Raw genomic sequence first — 19,279 nt, 5'->3', positions numbered from 1 at the left:
TAAAAAATTAATTCTGTACCTCACCTAACTAAGAACAGCTATATCAGCAATAAATCCATGCTGAACAAGATATGAAATGTAAGTGTTTAATAACTGCTCATCGATTTGTGGACAGGTAATTGATGTACCTGTAAGTTTAGTGAGTGTATTCTCACAGTCAAATTGCAAATTAGAGGTTTGTGGTTGAGAAAATCGGCTGGGAAAAAGTGAAACTAAGGGATATAGGGGATGTTCCGGTGAATTTTCAGCGATGTTGAGTAGTTGTTGATGCCATTGTTCATAAGCAACTTGTTGAATAGAGTAGCCAAGCGATCGCAATTTCGCAAACAACACATTTGCGGAGACTGGTTGGGGATGGACGAAGTGAAAAACTTGATTCCCGGAAGCTGATTGTTGTGATAGATAAGCGATCGCTTTGCTGGCATAATCTACGGGAATGATATCTAGCATCATCTCCTGATCGGGGATGCTACCTAGTTGTACAGAACCAATAATCAATCTGTACAAAAAGTCATGGGGATTAAACACACCTGTCTGGCTGTGTCCAGATATGCGTCCTAGTCGATAAATAGCCACGGGAAGACCGCGATCTCTGGCTTGGGTAACTAATTTTTCCGCTACCCATTTACTCTGGTTATAACCGCCTATTGGTGGTTGCTCATCAACTTTATCTTGTTCTCGAATAATTCTGACTCCAGCCGCAAAAACGCTACTAGCAGACATAAAATGCACAGGTTTCGCTTGCACTTGACAAGCTAATCTGAGAATTTCTTGAGTTCCGAAAACGTTAGTAGCTTTGAGTAATGAGTAAGGCGAAGCATGATGTACCCATGCACCATTGTGATAAATTACATCAATGCACTCAGCCATGTGGTGAAACTCAGTTGCAGAAAGTCCTAGTAGGGGTTGTGATAAATCTCCGAGGACTGGAATCAGGCGATCGCTATATTTTTCGTCCCACAGTAAAGATGATTCCAGGGATTTTTGCAGCTTTTGTCTAGCGGCTGGGATATCCTGGGCGCGGACTAAACAGTAAATAGTTGCTGATGTTTGTTGGAGGAGTTCGTGTAGTAAGAAGGCTCCGAGAAAACCAGTAGCTCCAGTTAATAAAATAGCACTGACTTTTGTGGTGGCGATCGCTGGGGATGCGGGGGTGATTGTGGGATCTAAAATAGCATCTGCTTTGAGTAAATTAACAGTTTCCTCATGCTGTTTATAGATAGTTCCTGTTGTTTGTATATGCTCAATCCGTTCTGCTAAACCTGCTACAGTAGGAGCATCAAACAAGTCAATTACTGTTAACTCTATTTGAAAAGCTTTGAGTAAACGAGCAATTAATTTTGTCGCTAGTAATGAATGTCCTCCTAATTCAAAGAAGTCATCATCCACACCCACCTGCTCAACCTGAAGAATCTCAGCAAAAATTCCGGCTAACACTGATTCTATCGGTGTACGAGGAGCCACAAAGGCTGCTGCTAACTCAGGTCGGATTGTATCAGGTAGAGGTAAGGCTTGACGGTCTACTTTGCCGTTGGGGTTGAGTGGTAAGGCTTCTAGCATCACGAACACCGCCGGAACCATATACTTGGGCAATGTTTTTTCTAGGAAGCGGCGCAAATCGCTAGTCGTGGGGATACTTGCTGACGCTGGTACTATATAAGCTACTAAACGTTTATCACCAGAGTGATCTTCTTTGACAATCACCACACTTTCCCGGACTGCTGGGTGTTGGGTCAGCAAAGCCTCTACCTCTCCCAGTTCAATCCGGAAGCCACGAATTTTTACTTGATGATCTACACGACCGAGCAGCTTGATGTTACCATCTCTCAGGTGATAAGCTAAGTCCCCAGTTTTATAAAGACGGCTGTCTGGTTGATTACTGAAAGGATTAGGAATAAAAGCTGCGTCCGTTTTTTCTGGGCGATGGAGATAACCCCGTGCTAAACCAACGCCACCAATGTACACTTCACCCACAACTCCCACAGGGACAAGTTGATGATATTTGTCTAGGATATACAATTGCTTATTAGCTGCTGGGCGGATGGTGGGGGACATTTGACCACCGTTACCGCATTCCACCATACTGGCGTTGACTGTTGTTTCTGTCGGCCCGTAGGCGTTGATAAAGAGTCGTCCTTTTGACCATTCCGCAATCATTTCGGGAGAAGGGGCTTCTCCCCCAACTAACACCATTTTTAATGCTGGTAAATCGTCAGCAGATAAAGCGGTTAGTGCTGATGGCAAGATAGTGATGTGAGTGATGGCTCGTTCCTGCAATAGCTGCATCAAAGCTGCTCCTGGTAATAATTCTGCTGGTGTGGCTAAATGCAGGGCTGCACCAGAACCAAGGGCCATGAATATTTCTGGGATCGAAGCATCAAAACTGAAGGAGAAAAACTGGAGGACGCGGCTATCTGGTTGGACGCGACAAGTGCGAATTTTGTCTAGGGTGAGATTTACCAATCCTGCATGGGGAATTAGCACACCTTTGGGTGTTCCTGTAGAACCGGAGGTGTAAATCAGGTAAGCCAAGTTCTGAATGGTGACATCACTGGTGGGATTTTCTTGACTGTGTTGAGCAATTTTTTCCCAGTTGGTATCTAAGCAGAGGATTTGTCCTGAATAGGCGGGGAGTTTGGCTGATAAGTTTTGGCTTGTTAAGAGAATGGGAATTTGTGAATCCGCCAACATAAAAGTTAGGCGTTCTTGAGGGTAGGCTGGATCTAAAGGTAGATAAGCCCCACCAGCTTTCAGGATAGCTAAGAAGGCGACGATCATTTCTAGCGATCGCTCCAAGCAAATTCCCACGATGGTTTCTGGGACTACACCCAGTTGTTGTAAGTGGTGTGCTAATTGATTAGCTTGCTGATTTAGCTGGCGATAGGTTAAATGTTGCTGTCCAAAAACAACGGCGACTGCATCTGGTGTGTTTTCTGCTTGGGTGGTAAATAACTGATGAAAACATAAGTCTTGGGGATAATCTGTTTGGGTATCATTCCACTCCACCAATAACTGCTGCTGCTCTGCTGTCGTCAGGATGGGAAATTCGCCAATGTGCTGCTGTGGATGATCGATAATCCCCAACAACAAGTTTTGCCAATGATTGATCATGTGAGCGATCGCTATATCATCAAACAAATCTGTGTTGTATTCAAATACACCCATCAGCCCAGCAGCAGTTTCCCGCATATCCAATGTCAAATCTAACTTGGCAGTGGTGCTGGTTTGGGGTATGGTCGTGATCTTCAAACCAGGAAGTGTTACATCTATATCAGGTGTATTTTGCAACACAAACATCGTCTGAAATAACGGACTGTAGCTCAAGTCACGTTCAGGTTGCAATTCCTCCACCAATTTTTCTAAAGGTAAATCTTGATGGTCATAAGCTTCCCAAGTTACCCGTCGTACCCGATCCAACAGTTCCCGAAAAGTGGGATTACCAGAAAGGTCTGTACGCAAAACTAAAGTATTGACAAAAAAGCCAATTAACCCTTCAACTTCTACTCGTTGACGATTAGCGATCGCTGAACCAACTAGTATATCTTCTTGGTACGTATAACGGTAAAGTAGGATTTTAAACGCCGTCAGTAGAGTCATGAAAAGAGTTACCCCTGCTTGCTGACTCAACACCTTCAGCGCCTCAGTCAGTTCAGCAGATAAATAAAAGGATTGACTCGCACCACGAAAAGTCTGAACTCTCGGACGAGGGCGATCTGTGGGTAATTGCAATATGGGCAAGCTGCCACCTAGTTGTTGTCGCCAGTAAGCTAGCTGAGTCTCTAATACCTCACCCTGTAAATATTGGCGTTGCCAAACAGCAAAGTCAGCATATTGAATGGGTAACTCTGGTAGGGGGGAGGTTTGACCGTTAGTAAATTCTGTATATAAAGCTACTAGCTCTCTGAGGAAAATCCCTATAGACCAGGCATCAGCAATAATGTGGTGTATAGTCAACAGCACTACATACTCAGCCTGATTTAAACATATAACAGTGATGCGTAGCAGTGAATCTTGCGCTAGATTAAAGGGTTTTTGGGCTTCCTGGCTCATCAGGCGGAAAACTTCTGCTTCTTGCTCCAAAGTGCTTAAGTGTTGTAAATCTAATACTGGTAACACTCGTGGTGAAAATGGCTGAATTACCTGGACTGGCTGACCATCTACCGTGGGAAAATTAGTCCGTAGCACTTCATGACGACGGACAATTTCGTTACAGCTACTTTCAAAAGCACTGAGATGAAGTGAACCAATCAACCGCACCGCCGCCGGAATATTGTAAAAGCAACTATTTGGTTCCATCTGGTCAATGAACCACAGCCGTTGCTGGGCAAAAGATAGAGGTAGATTGCCGATTCTGGAAGTAGGAACAATAGACAGTAATTGTGAATTTTTGCTGAGTTCGGCTTGGGTGAGAAATTCGATAATTTCGGCTTTGCGTTCTAAGATTTGCTCACTCAGATTTGATGTTAATACTGCCTCTGGTGCATGACAACGTAGGCGATTATCTTCAACCCAGAGTTTGACATCTAGACTATCCAGATAAGAAAATAACTCATCAATTGTTTTCATAATTCTATTTCTTTTCGACCTTTTTCTACAACACCAACAGCATGAGAAACCTGGGTCAAAGCTAAACGCATTGTTTCTAAGCGCGTTGCTAAATCAGCTATAGTTGGGCGCTCAAATAAACTACGCAAAGGTAACTCTATTTTGAATGCTTCACGCAAGCGAGAAATGACCTTAGTAGCTAATAAAGAATGTCCTCCTAAAGCAAAAAAGTTGTCATAAATACTAACTTCTTCTAGCCCTAAAACATCGGCATAAATAGCAGCTAATATCTCCTCTGTCGGTGTGCGGGGGGAAACAAACACAACTTCATCATGGCGAGAATTATCAGGTACAGGTAATGCTTGGCGATCAACTTTACCATTGGGTGTGAGTGGTAATGCTGCTAAACAGACAAAGGTTTTTGGCAGCATATATTCTGGCAACTTCTCTTGAAGAAATTCTCGCAGTTCATTTGTGACGATATGAGTTTTTAAATCAGGAATTATATAAGCTACTAAATATTGATTACCAGAGTCATCAGTTCTAGCCATCACTACAGTTTCTCTCACCTGTGGATGTTGATTAAGAACGGCGGCGATTTCTTCTAATTCAATGCGGAAGCCACGAATTTTTACTTGATAATCAATCCGCCCAATATACTCAATTTCACCATCAGGTAAATAACGCGCCAAATCACCTGTCTTGTAAAGACAACCACCATCAATCAAAGGATGAGAAATAAACTTTTGGGCTGTCAAATCGGGACGATGCAAATATCCCCTAGCTAGTCCCACCCCACCAATATGTAATTCTCCCACCACACCCACAGGAGTTGGTTGACCAGATTCATCTAAAATGTAAAGTTGAGTATTGGCAATAGGCCGACCAATTGGCACGATCGCCAACTGACTCTGAGGCTGACATTGCCAATAAGTTACATCAATTGCCGCCTCTGTCGGCCCATACAAATTATGCAACTGTGCATCTAGATGGGTAAAAAAGCGGTCAGCCAAAGCTTTGGGTAAAGCCTCCCCACTACAAATCACTCGTTGAAGACAGCTACAAGTTGCCAATTCTGGTTCCTCTAAAAACACTTGCAGCATCGAAGGCACAAAATGCACCGTCGTGACTTGTTCTTTGGCAATTAACTTGACAAGATAACCACTATCTTGATGTCCTCCTGGTTGGGCTATCACCAATTTTGCCCCCGTAATTAACGGCCAGAAAAACTCCCACACCGACACATCAAAACTAAAAGGAGTCTTTTGCAAAACCCTGTCTTCAGGTGTGAGTTGATAAGTATCCTGCATCCACAGCAAGCGATTAGACAATGCTTGGTGAGTATTCATTGCTCCCTTGGGTTGTCCTGTGGAACCAGAGGTGTAGATGACGTAGATGAGATGATCAAGTGTGACACCACTATGAGGATTTTCTGGGCTGTGGGTAGCAATTTTGTCCCAGTCGCTATCCAGACAGATGACTTGGGCGTTATGGGTTGGTAAGGTGGGGGCTATGATTGCTTGGGTGAGTAAGATGGGTGGTTGAGCATCTTTGAGCATGAAAGCAATACGCTGTGGGGGATAGCTGGGGTCGATGGGGATATATGCGCCACCGGCTTTGAGAATTGCTAATAGTCCCACCACCATTTCGATGGAACGTTCTAAACAAATACCGACTAGTGTTTCTGGTTTGACTCCTAGTTGTTGCAGGTGGTGTGCGAGTTGATTGGCTTTTTGGTTGAGTTGATGATAGGTTAATTGTGCTTCGCCAAAGACTAGGGCAATTGCCTCTGGTGTGCGTTCTACTTGTTGTTCAAATAAGTGATGAATACAGGTATTTTGGGGATAGTCAACTTGGGTTTGATTCCACTCAACTAGTAGTTGATGTTGTTCGGACGGGGTGAGTATTGGTAGTTGTGAGAGTTGTTGATGGGGATTTGTGGCGATCGCTGTTAACAATGTCTGTAAATGCCCTATGATTCTACTAATTGTAGTGGTATCAAAATGTTGGCGATCGCAGGAAATTTTTAAAACCAATTCTGCACCAGGGAAGGCAGATACTGTTAGCGGATAGTTGGTTTTTTCCCAACTGCGGACATTAATAATTTCTAAACCGGGGATTTGTGTAGAATCTAAGGGGTAGTTTTCAAAGACGACGATACTGGCAAATAATGGTAAATCTCTGGGTACTTCAGTCCAGCCGTGGATTTCTACTAGTGGACTATATTCATATTGTCGTGCTTCTAGATGTTCGGCTTGGAGTTGTTCAAGCCAAGGGATGAGGAATTGTGAGTCATCTACTTTGACCCGCATCGGTAGAGTATTAATAAACAGTCCCACCATAGACTCTACATTCACTAGAGTCGGAGGACGACCAGAAACAGTAGTGCCAAATACCACATCATCTTGACCACTATAACGTCTGAGGAGTAATGCCCAAGCCCCTTGTACTAAAGTATTCAGGGTGAGGTGTTGTTGCTGGGCTAAAGACTTGAGTGCAGTTGTTGTGGCAGTTGATAATTGAATTTGTTGTTCAACGTGGATAGTTTCGGGGTTGGGTATTTGCCGCGTCACTTGGTTTATCCCCAAGGGTGTTGGCGCTGTCAAACCTTTGAGTTTTTCTTGCCAAAAGGCTTGAGATGAGGACAAGTCTTGTTGCTGTAACCAGGCGATATAGTCACGGTAGGGGCGGGATGATTTGGGGGTGGGGCGATCTTCTTGGTAGTAGGAGATTACTTGCTGGAAAATAATCGGTATAGACCAACCATCCAGCAATAGATGGTGATGACTCCAAACGAAATAATAGCTGGTATCGGTGAGATGGATGAGCATCAAACGCATCAGTGGGGCTTTGGCAAGTTGAAAACCACGCAGGCGATCGCTGTATAATAAGTTCTCTAGTTTTTCTTGCTGTTCTATGGAGGGAATTCCACACCAGTCTAGTTCTTCCCAAGGAAGCTTAACTTGCTGACCTACCACTTGCAAGGGTTGTTCTAGCTTCTCCCACACAAAAGCAGTGCGTAAAACTGGATACTGATTGATGACTTGCTGCCAAGCTTGAGCAAAGGCAGAAATATTTAACTGTCCATGTAATTCACAACCTATTTGCGTGATGTATGTACCGGATGCCGGCTCATAAAGGCTATGAAACAGCATTCCTTGTTGAGTGGGAGAAAGGGGATAAATATCTGCGATGTTATTATTCATCTGGTAGTGCCTCCCTCAAATTCAACCATTGCCAATACAGCATCTAATTCTTTTTGACCAACTTGTGCTAAAGGAAAATCGCCAGCAAAAAACTCGTTTGCCGATTGATTTGTCTCTGCTACTGTTGCCAATTCGGCAATTGTCTGATGTTTAAATATCTGTTTGGGTGTCAGTTGTAAGCCTGCTTGATGAGCTTGAAAAATGATTTGCAGGCTGAGAATAGAATCACCACCCAACTCAAAAAAGTTGTCGTGTACTCCTATTAGTTCTCGTTTGAGAACATGACTCCAAATGCTTGCTAGTACTGACTCAACAGAGTTACGAGGTGAGACAAAAGTACTGGCGAAATCTTGTCTAGTTGTATCAGGAGCAGGGAGCGATCGCCTATCTACTTTACCATTGGGTGTCAACGGTAGAGCATCAAGAATCACAAAGGCGGAAGGGAGCATATAATCAGGTAATTTGTCCTGCAAAAAACTCCGCAATTCACCAGGGAAATATGCTGTTTCTGGCTGATATCTGACAATATAAGCAACCAATCGTTTATTTCCAGGTAAATCTTCTCTGGCTAACACCACCACTTCCCGCACATCTGGATGTTGTCTGATGACTGCCTCAATTTCGCCCAATTCAATACGGAAGCCGCGAATCTTCACCTGATAATCAGTGCGTCCAATATACTCAATCTCACCACTGGCTAAATAACGAACCAAATCACCAGTCTTATAAACACGACCACCCTGACTCAAAGGATGAGGAATAAACCTTTGTTGCGTCAAATCAGGACGATGTAAATATCCCCTCGCCAACCCATCCCCACCAATATGCAATTCCCCAGCCACACCAATAGGCGTAAGTTGACATTGAGGATCAAGAATATAAACTTGGGTATTGGCGATCGCCCGACCAATTGGTACTATCGACAAAGATAAGTCAGTCTTCTTGACTTGATGCGCCGTTGACCAAATAGTAGTTTCCGTCGGCCCATATAAATTCCACAAACTAGCACCTTTATCGAATAACTGCTGTGCTAATTCACGAGTCAGCGCCTCACCACCACAGAGAATTTTTAGATGAGAATTGCCACACCACCCAGCATTCAGCAACATTCGCCAAGTCGCAGGAGTCGCCTGCATAATGGTAGCCTGAGTTAGATACTCACTCAGTCTTGTACCATCTTGTGCCACTGTCCGTGAAACCAGAATCAGATGCGCCCCAGTGATTAAGGGCAGATACAATTCTAAAACGGCGATATCGAAAGATATGGATGTGACTGCGACAAGAATATCAGATGGGGTAAATGGGAGTTGACTTGCCATGGAAGTGAGGAAATTGACAACTCCTTGGTGACAGATTTGTACACCCTTGGGTTTACCTGTAGAACCGGAGGTATAAATAACGTAAGCTAGTGATGCAGAGGTGGTGAGAATATCGAGGTTGTCTGGGCTATGTTGGTGAATGATTTCCCCATCTGTATCTAAACAAATCACTTGTGCCTCATGTGGAGGTAATTGTGCTAGTAATGATTGTTGGGTGACTAGGAAAGACATCTGGGAGTCTGCCAGCATCAAGGCGATACGGTCTGGGGGATAGCTGGGGTCAAGGGGGATGTATGCGCCACCGGCTTTGAGGATGCCCAACAATCCTACTACCATTTCGATGGAACGTTCTAGGCAAATACCGACTAGGGTTTCTGGTTTGACTCCTAGTTGTTGCAAATAGTGTGCCAGTTGATTGGCTTTTTGGTTGAGTTCTTGATAGGTTAATTGTGCTTCGCCAAAGATTAATGCAATTGCTTCTGGTGTCTGTTCTACTTGTTGCTCAAATAATTGATGGATACAGGTATTTTGGGGATAGTCAATTTGGGTTTGATTCCACTCGATTAATAGTTGATGTTGTTCGGCTGGGGTGAGTATTGGTAGTTGTGAGATTTTTTGGTCGGGATTTGTGGCTATGGCTGTTAATAATGTTTGTAAATGCCCTACCATTCTGCTGATTGTCTCAGCATTAAATAAGTCTGTATTATACTCAAAAGCTGCTCTCAGACCTGAACCTGATTGTTCCATGTATAGTGTCAGGTCAAATTTGGCCGTGGCAAGTTCAGTTTCCATAACCCTGGCAGTCAACCCCGGTAATTCCATTGTCGAGATGGGGGCATTTTGCAGCACAAACATTACTTGGAATAATGGTGTATGACTCAAAGAGCGTTGGGGTTGAAGTTCTTCGACTAGCTGCTCAAAGGGCAAATCCTGATGGGCATATGCACCCAAAGCTACTTCTCGCAAGCGAGTGAGTAATTCTTTAAAAGTGGGATTACCTGATAAATCTGTTCTCAAAACTAGAGTATTGACAAATAAACCAATTAACCCTTCTAACTCTGCTTGATTACGGTTGGCGATCGCTGTACCTACTACTATATCTGTAGTAGCTGTGTAGCGTCCCAGAAGTACTTTAAAAGCTGCTAGTAAGGTCATAAACAAGGTACTTCCTGTTTGCTGGCTTAACTGATGCAAAGCTAAAGTTAACTCTGGGGTAATCACAAACCCATGAATAGCGCCTTGAAAACTCTGTACCGCAGGTCTAGGTCTATCTGTCGGTAACTCTAGTTTGGGTGGTAAACCTGCTAGCTGTTCACGCCAATAGGATATCTGCGTTTGTAGGCATTCTCCTTGCAACCATTGTCGTTGCCAGAGGGCAAAGTCTGCATACTGGATTGGTAATTCTGGTAGGGATGGGGTTTGTCCTTGAGAGAAAGCTGTATAAAGTTGTGATAACTCACGCATCACTACACCAATTGACCAGCCATCAGCAACAATATGCGGCATGGTCAATAGTAAAATATGTTCCTGTGGCTGAAGATGGAGTAGTTTGCTTCGCAACAGTGAATCATTTTGCAGATCAAAGGGAGATTGCGTCTCTGCTAAGATTAGTTGCCCGAAATCCTTGTAGAGACGTTGCAGTGCAACGTCTCTACATTCATTTTTGGGAACGTCTCTACATTCATTTTTGGGAACGTCTCTACATTCATTTTTGGGAACGTCTCTACATTCATTTTTGGGAACGTCTCTACATTCATTTTTAGAGATGTCTAATGCACTCAAGTCGAGAATTGGCAACTGGATGAGTTTTGCTGGCGAGATAACTGCTGTTGGTTTGCCAGCGACGTTGAAAAAATTAGTCTGTAAGGCTTGGTGGCGTTGTCTAATGGCGTTGAGACTTTGTTCTAGCGCTTCATAGTTCAGTTGCCCTTGTAAGCGGATGACAAAAGGAATGTTGTACAAGGGACTATCTGATTCTAACTGCGTGAGGAACCATAAACGCTGTTGAGCAAAAGATAAGGGTAATTCACTTTCCCAAGAATGGCGCTTGATGGGGGGTTTTTCTAGTTGTAAACCTAATTTGGTACTGTTTTCTATCTCTTTTGCTAACTCGGCTATTGTGGGTAACTCAAACAGACGACGTAAAGGTAGTTGTTGGGAAAAAACTTGCTGAATTCCGGCAATGACGCGACTGGCAATTAAAGAATGTCCGCCTAGTTGAAAGAAATTATTGTGTACACCTACCTTTTCTAAACCCAGAACATCTGCCCAAATACCAGCGAGTATCTCTTCTATGGGGGAAGAAGGGGGGACAAAATCTGATGTTGATGATAGTTGGATGGGGTCAGGTGTTGGTAGTGCTTGCCGATCTACTTTACCATTGGGTGTGAGTGGTAGTGACTCCAGCGCCATCAATACATTGGGTATCATGTAGTCTGGCAGTTTTGACGCTAAAAATTGTCGTAGTTCGGCAGTTGCTAACTCTTGTCCTGAGAGCAACACTAGATAAGCTACTAAAGTTTGAGTATCTACTTCATTTGTGCGAACTACAACTACAGCTTCCCTGATTTGTGGATGTTGGTTGAGGATAGATTCAATTTCCCCCAATTCAATACGGAAGCCACGCAGTTTGATTTGATTATCTATGCGTCCAATATACTCAATCTCACCACTGGGCAAATAACGAACCAAATCACCAGTCTTATAAACACGACCACCCTGACTCAAAGGATGAGGAATAAACCTTTGTTGCGTCAAATCAGGACGATGTAAATATCCCCTCGCCAACCCATCCCCACCAATATGCAATTCCCCAGCCACACCAATAGGCGTAAGTTGACATTGAGTATCCAGAATATAAAGTTGGGTATTGGCGATCGCCCGACCAATTGGTACTATCGACAAAGATAAGTCAGTCTTCTTGACTTGATGCGCCGTTGACCAAATAGTAGTTTCCGTCGGCCCATATAAATTCCACAGACTAGCACCTTTATCGAATAACTGCTGTGCTAATTCACGAGTCAGCGCCTCACCACCACAGAGAATTTTTAGATGAGAATTGCCACACCACCCAGCATTCAGCAACATTCGCCAAGTCGCAGGAGTCGCCTGCATAATGGTAGCCTGAGTTAGATACTCACTCAGTCTTGTACCATCTTGTGCCACTGTCCGTGAAACCAGAATCAGATGCGCCCCAGTGATTAAGGGCAGATACAATTCTAAAACGGCGATATCGAAAGATATGGATGTGACTGCGACAAGAATATCAGATGGGGTAAATGGGAGTTGACTTGCCATGGAAGTGAGGAAATTGACAACTCCTTGGTGACAGATTTGTACACCCTTGGGTTTACCTGTAGAACCGGAGGTATAAATAACGTAAGCTAGTGATGCAGAGGTGGTGAGAATATCGAGGTTGTCTGGGCTATGTTGGTGAATGATTTCCCCATCTGTATCTAAACAAATCACTTGTGCCTCATGTGGAGGTAATTGTGCTAGTAATGATTGTTGGGTGACTAGGAAAGACATCTGGGAGTCTGCCAGCATCAAGGCGATACGGTCTGGGGGATAGCTGGGGTCAAGGGGGATGTATGCGCCACCGGCTTTGAGGATGCCCAATAATCCCACTACCATTTCAAGGGAACGTTCTAGGCAAATGCCGACTAGGGTTTCTGGTTTGACTCCTAGTTGTTGCAAATAGTGTGCCAGTTGATTGGCTTTTGTGTTGAGTTGATGATAGGTTAGGTGTTCATTGGCAAAAACTACAGCAATAGCATCTGGTGTGCGTTCTACTTGTTGCTCAAATAATTGATGGATGCAGGTATTTTGGGGATAGTCAACTTGGGTTTGATTCCACTCTACTAATAGTTGATGTTGTTCGCTTGGGGTGAGTATTGGTAATTGTGAGATTTTTTGGTCAGGATTTGTGGCTATGGCTGTTAATAATGTTTGTAAATGCCCTACCATTCTGCTGATTGTCTCAGCATTAAATAAGTCTGTATTGTATTCTACTTCTCCTATCAGTCCTGCTGCTGTTTCTCTAAATTCAAGAGTGAGATCAAATCTAGATGTTTCGTTGTGGGTGGGTAAAATTTCTAGAGTCAGTCCGGGGATTTCTAATGTAGTTTGCGGCACATTCAGAAAGGAAAACATGACTTGAAACAACTGGGAATAACTCAAGTCCCTTGGCAGTTGTAATTCTTCCACCAACTTTTCCAAGGGTAGATTTTGGTGAGCATAAGCATTTAATGTCACCTCCCGGACTCTAGTTAACAACTCCCGAAAACTGGGATTTCCCGACAAAGAAGTACGCAGGACTAATGTATTTGCAAAAACACCAATAAGGTTTTCAATTTCTACGTGGTTGCGGTTAGCAATGGGGGAACCGACTAAGATATCTTCTTGACCTGTATAGCGGTAAAGTAAGCTTTTAAAGGCTGCTAGCAGGGTCATAAATAGGGTAACTCCCACACTGCGACTAGTCGCCCTCAAGGATTCTGTCAGTGTTTTCGACAGTGCGAACAGGTGTATTTTCCCAGCGTAGGTTTGAATTGGTGGGCGTGGTCGATCGCTGGGAAGTTGTAGTAAGTTAGGAGCATGACTAAGTTGTTGTTTCCAGTAGGCCAGTTCTGTTTCTAATACGCCGCTTTGTAAATACTGCCGTTGCCATAGGGTAAAGTCTGCGTATTGAATTGGTAGTGGGGGGAGTGGCGATCGCTCATCTTGAGCCAAAGCTGTGTATAATGCGATAAATTCATCTAGCAGTATATTAATTGCCCAAAAGTCAGCAATGGTGTGATGAATAGTAATTTGTAGTAAATATTCTGTCTGTTCTAATTGTAAAAGTGTAACTCTGAATAAAGGTGCTTGGCTGAGGTCAAAAGGTCGTTTAGCTTCTTCGGCTATTAAACTCTGTACCTCTTGTTCTTGCTCTGTTTTGGTGAGTGTACACCAATCTATCACAGGTACAGTAATCTTTAAGTCTGGTGCAATTACTTGGATAGGTTGCCCATCTACATTTTGCAAGCTAGTCCGCAAAATTTCGTGACGCTGGACAATTTCTGCAAAGCTTTGCTGTAAAACTGCTACTTTTAGAGAACCACTAATTTTTACTACGCCAGATTCGTTGTAAATAGCACTGTTACCTTCTATTTGTTCTATGAACCACAATCTCTGCTGGGTAAAAGATAAGGGTATGTCTGTGTCTCTGGGTACGGGTAAAATTGTCTCGGTGGGAAAACTCGAGTTAGTTTGCAGGAATTGGATAATTTCTGCTTTATGCTCTTTAATTTGCTCTAATAAGGCGGGTGTTAAGGTTCCTGTGGGGGTACTGTAATGCAGTTTATCGCCATTTATCCATAGCTGGATATCCAAACTCTGCAAATAAGCTAAGAATTCAGCAGTAGTTTTCATAATTCCCCCTCTTCTCGCTGGCTTATCCCAGCACTCACAGTTTCTCGCTGAAAATATGTTGTTAAATCAGCCACGGTAGATTTTGTAAATAGGCTATTGATAGGTAATTCTCTGCGTAGTTTTTCTCGCACTTGCGAAATGCAGCGCACCGCTAATAATGAGTCTCCCCCTAGTTCAAAAAAGTTATCATGAATGCCTATTTGCGAGACACCCAGTATTTCTTGCCAGATATTTACAAGGCTTTGCTCAATCTCATGACGTGGTGCAACATAAGCACTACTCAAATTTGGTCTTGGGTGCTTTACTTGCGTAAGATTGACTGATTTTCGCGGGGCGACAAAATTAGCTGTTTTCCTAGTTAGAGATAAATCACTTGTAGAGACTACAACCTGAGACAACTTACTACCTAATATGCTCACAAAGGCATCTATACCTGCGGCAGGTGATAACCCCTCGGAAGTAAAATTGATTCTATTCATTTGCCGAGATGCTTGTGCTGCCATGCCGACTTGTTGCCAAGCATCCCAATTAATCGATACTGTGTAGGTGCTGCTGGTAGAGGTTTTGTAGTGGGCAAAGGCATCTAAAAAGGCGTTAGCGGCGGTGTAGTCTACTTGCCCAAAGACACCTTTGACTGTGGCAATGGATGAGCATAAAACCAGGAAATCTAGTTTTATATCTTGCAAGATATTGGCTAAAACTAATGTCCCCGTAACTTTGGGTGAGAGAACCCTGTGCGCCTCCTCGATGGTTTTGATTTGCATCACACCACCACCAGGAACACCGGCGGCATGAATCACACCATTGATTGTACCGAATTGCTGCTGACCTAAAGCGATCGCTGTTTGCATTTGTGGTTCAGAAGTGACATCTGCATTCATGACTAAAACTTCTGCACCCAATTTTTCCCATGTTTGAATTTTCCGTAACTGGAGACTAATGTGATTTTCCTCGTTATGAGTAGCCAGCCATTGTTCCCACTCTTCACGCGAGGGAAAGGGGGAACGCCCGATGAGAATTAACTTTGCCTGCACTGTTTTAGCTAAATATTCTGCCAAAACTAGCCCAATACCACCGAGTCCACCTGTGATGAGATAAACACCACCTGGGCGTAGGCGTGGTGTGATATCTTGTGGTTTGGGTAACTGCACTGGCTCAAAGGTTTGTACCCAGCGAGACACACCACGATAGGCGATTAATTGTTCAGATGATGGGATGCTTAATTCTGTCAGCAGATTTTCTAGGAGTTTGGCATATTGCCAAGTTCCATCCACAGGCAAGACAATATCAATGCTGCAACAGTGAAAGTTGGGGTATTCTTGCGGCATTACCTGGACTACTCCCAGTACAGTTGCCTTGGCGGGAGATAATATTTCATCCCCAACAACTGAGTGTAGATGATTAGAAATCACCACCACTCGATGCTCACCTGTGAGAGTTTGTTTGCCTAATGATTGAGCTAAAAATAATAGACTATTAAATCCTGTTTCCACTCCAAGCGGCGCTGATGTGACATTCCCTAGATGTACAATTGTTTTGGGTAATTGCTGTTGGATGAGTAATTGTTGGATTAGGGCATCATAATCATCACTGGATTGAGGACGGATAGAATAAGAGCGATCGCCTAATTGATCAAATCCTGTCCCGACTTGTACTGTGATGACATCTTGATTTTGCTGTTGTAGTTTTGCCACTAGTTGTCCACCCAAGCCACATTCATCTAAAAATACTAGATAGCTTGATGGTGTCGGTGCTGACTCTCTATATTGAGTTGTTAGTATAGATTGTTTCCATAAAGGCACATGGAAGCGATCGCTAATATCTGATTTTTTAGCCGATGCTACAGGCGTTTGCGGTGTAATCCAATAAGGTTGACGCTCGAAGGGATAGGTAGGTAAAGGCACACGATAGCGGCGTTCATGAGTATAAAATCCTGACCAGTCTATTGCTACTCCAGCTAACCACAGTTGTCCCAGAGTTTGTAGTAAAAATGCCACATCTGAACCGGGTGTTTGCGGATGACGTACGGAAGATAGCACAACTTGTTGGGGAGCTTTGGCTGGATGTCTTTGAGCTAATGTACTCAAGCTTTTTCCTGCTCCTACCTCCAATAAAATTTGTCTTGGTTGGTGTAATAATTCTTCTAAACCTGTGCTAAATTTTACAGTTTGCCGCAAGTGTTTTGCCCAGTAGTCAGGGTCTGTTGCTTGTTGGGGAGTAATCCAAGTACCTGTAAGATTTGAGATGTAGGGAATTTGTGGTGCTTGCAGGTGCAGTTGTTGGAGGCGGTCAACAAAAGATGGCAAGATTGGTTCCATCATGGTGGAGTGAAAAGCATGGGAGGTATGCAAACGGCGACATTCAATACTTTGTCTGCTTAACTCCTTTTCTAGTCCTGTGATGGCGGCGATATCTCCCGAAATTACACACAAGTTAGGGCTATTAACTGCGGCGAGGGAAAGTTCTGCATTCAACAAAGGTTGGACTTCCCTTTCTGGCAGAGGAACCGCTAACATTGCCCCAGGCGGTAATTGTTGCATTAATTGCCCTCTAGCTGCTACTAAGGCTAAGGCATCTTCTAGCGAAAACACCCCGGCAATAGTTGCGGCTACATATTCCCCAATGCTATGACCAATCATAGCTACAGGATGCACTCCCCATGACATCCACAGTTGAGCTAAAGCATATTCAATGACGAATAAGGCAGGCTGTGTGATGGCTGTTTGTGACAGTTTTGCGTTTGCGTCTGTAGTTTGGGCGGTACTAGGATAGAGAATTTGGCGTAAGTCTAGTTGCAGATGGGGTTGGAGGAGTTGACAGCAGGTATCAATATGTTGACGAAATGTGGGTTCAACTTGGTAAAGTTCTTTGGTCATGTTGACGTATTGTGTACCCTGACCTGAGAACATGAAGATGACTGGACGTTGTTGTGATTCCTGAAGGGTGGGTTGATCGGGAGATTTTAGGGCTAGGATGGCTGTATCCAGATTTTGACATAATATAGTGCGGCGATCGCTAAAGGTTTGCCGACCAATACTTAAGGTATAAGCAACATCAGCCAAGTTAAGTTCTCTGTGCTGCTCTAGATATTCAGCCAAATTGGCAATAGCTGTATCTAAGGCTGTGGCAGTTTTCGCGGAGAGAACTAACAACTGCCAAGGACGTGTTTCTTCCGAGGATACTGGTAATGGTGCTTCTTCTAAAACAATGTGGGCATTCGTACCACCAACACCAAAAGAACTCACACCCGCCCGTCGGGGACTGCCGTTAGTCTGCCATGCTGAGAGTTTGTCGTTGACGTAGAAGGGGCTATGGGCAAAATCAATTTGCGGATTCGGCTCGTGAAAATGTAGGTTGGGCGGAATCAACTTGTGCTTTAGTGCTAAGATGGTCTTGATTAAGCTGGCTATTCCCGCAGCTGCATTCAAATGTCCAATATTAGTTTTGACTGAACCAATAGCACAATAAGCTGTTTTTTGCGTACTAGTGCGGAAAGCTTGCGTCAAAGCTGCCACTTCTACGGGATCTCCCATCGCTGTCCCCGTACCATGAGCTTCTACATAACCGATAGTTTCAGGATTTAACCCAGCATTTGCTAAGGCTTCAGCAATTACCTCTGCTTGACCTGCCACACTGGGAGCTGTATAACTAACCTTGAGTGAACCATCGTTATTGATAGCCGAGCCTTTGATCACGGCCTGAATGCGATCGCCATCTCTCAAAGCTTCTCCTAACCGTTTTAAAACGACAATGCCGACTCCACTACCAAATAGTGTTCCCTGTGCTTTGGCATCAAAGGCGCGACAGTGACCATCAGGAGAAAGGATACCACCCTCTTGATAAAAATAACCTGTTTTCTGCGGCAAACTAATCGCAATGCCACCTGCCAAGGCCATATCTACTTCATAATTAAGTAAACTTTGACAAGCTAAATGAGTCGCTACTAATGATGTAGAACAGGCAGTTTGAACGTTAATACCAGGCCCTTTTAAATTTAATTTATAACAAACTCTGGTAGGTAAATAATCTTTATCATTAGCAATTAATAAATTACCTACTTCATGGTCATCTAAATAATTCTGCTGATTGATAGAGAATAGAGAATAATTATTAAAAATTCCCCCCGCATAAACACCAATTAACCCAGGGTAACTCTCTGCCACATAACCAGCAACCTCTAAAGCCTCCCAAGCAGTTTCTAAAAATATCCGTTGCTGAGGATCAGTTAACTCAGCTTCTGCTGGGTTATAACCAAAAAAGCCTGCATCAAAAAATTCTATATCTTCTAAAATCGGTTTAGCTTTGACATAATTTTGCTGATTAAATATTGATTTTGGTACACCAAAAGCTGCTAGATTTTCTTCAGAAAATTGTGAAATAGACTCTACTCCATTAACTAAATTATCCCAGAATTCTTCTACATTTTTTGCCCCAGGAAAACGACAGGACATCCCAATAACTGCTATGTCTGTATCCCTAAAATTATCGCTAGACTGATTTGTTTCTGTTTCCATAAATAAATTATTTTTGATAGTCCTAATGCACCATAAATCTTTGAGGTAAGTTATTTTAAACGCAGCGAAAAGTTCTGTAGGAGGGTTTCCCTCCGTAGGAACGCCACTTGCTATAAGCCGGGAAACCCGTCCAACGCAGTGGCTCAACTTTTCAAGACAGAGGAGCGCGGAGGAAAACGCAGCGAAAAGTTCTGTAGGCGGGTTTCCCGCCGTAGGAAACTTTTCAAGACAGAGGGGTGAGGAGGATTCTTATATCAGTTTAAAATTCAAAATTAAGATGGTG

4 protein-coding genes are annotated in these 19,279 nt (G+C 43.5%); all 4 read right to left on the bottom strand.

The genetic code is table 11. From position 1 onward, the window contains the following. Positions 1-24: 24 nt before the first annotated feature. From FD725_RS04055 to FD725_RS04040, 4 genes are read right to left on the bottom strand one after another with little or no spacing between them, the layout of a single operon-like run. Positions 25-4,566, bottom strand: coding sequence for a non-ribosomal peptide synthetase (locus tag FD725_RS04055; RefSeq protein ID WP_179046930.1), 4,542 nt, complete (start codon positions 4,564-4,566; stop codon positions 25-27). Beyond that, positions 4,563-7,751 carry a non-ribosomal peptide synthetase gene (locus tag FD725_RS04050; RefSeq protein WP_179046929.1) on the bottom strand — a complete coding sequence of 1,063 codons (3,189 nt, stop codon included), beginning with the start codon at positions 7,749-7,751 and terminating at the stop codon, positions 4,563-4,565. The genes FD725_RS04055 and FD725_RS04050 overlap by 4 nt, the downstream gene beginning before the upstream one ends. After that, on the bottom strand, positions 7,748-14,482 hold the full coding sequence (locus FD725_RS32290; RefSeq protein WP_256871845.1) for a non-ribosomal peptide synthetase: 6,735 nt from the start codon (positions 14,480-14,482) through the stop codon (positions 7,748-7,750). The genes FD725_RS04050 and FD725_RS32290 overlap by 4 nt, the downstream gene beginning before the upstream one ends. Then, positions 14,479-18,996 carry a type I polyketide synthase gene (locus FD725_RS04040; RefSeq protein ID WP_179046928.1) on the bottom strand — a complete coding sequence of 1,506 codons (4,518 nt, stop codon included), beginning with the start codon at positions 18,994-18,996 and terminating at the stop codon, positions 14,479-14,481. The genes FD725_RS32290 and FD725_RS04040 overlap by 4 nt, the downstream gene beginning before the upstream one ends. Between the last annotated feature and the right edge of the window lie 283 nt (positions 18,997-19,279).

The sequence above is a fragment of the Nostoc sp. TCL26-01 genome (assembly GCF_013393945.1).
Classification (GTDB): domain Bacteria; phylum Cyanobacteriota; class Cyanobacteriia; order Cyanobacteriales; family Nostocaceae; genus Trichormus.
This window is presented reverse-complemented; position numbering and strand designations above follow the sequence as displayed.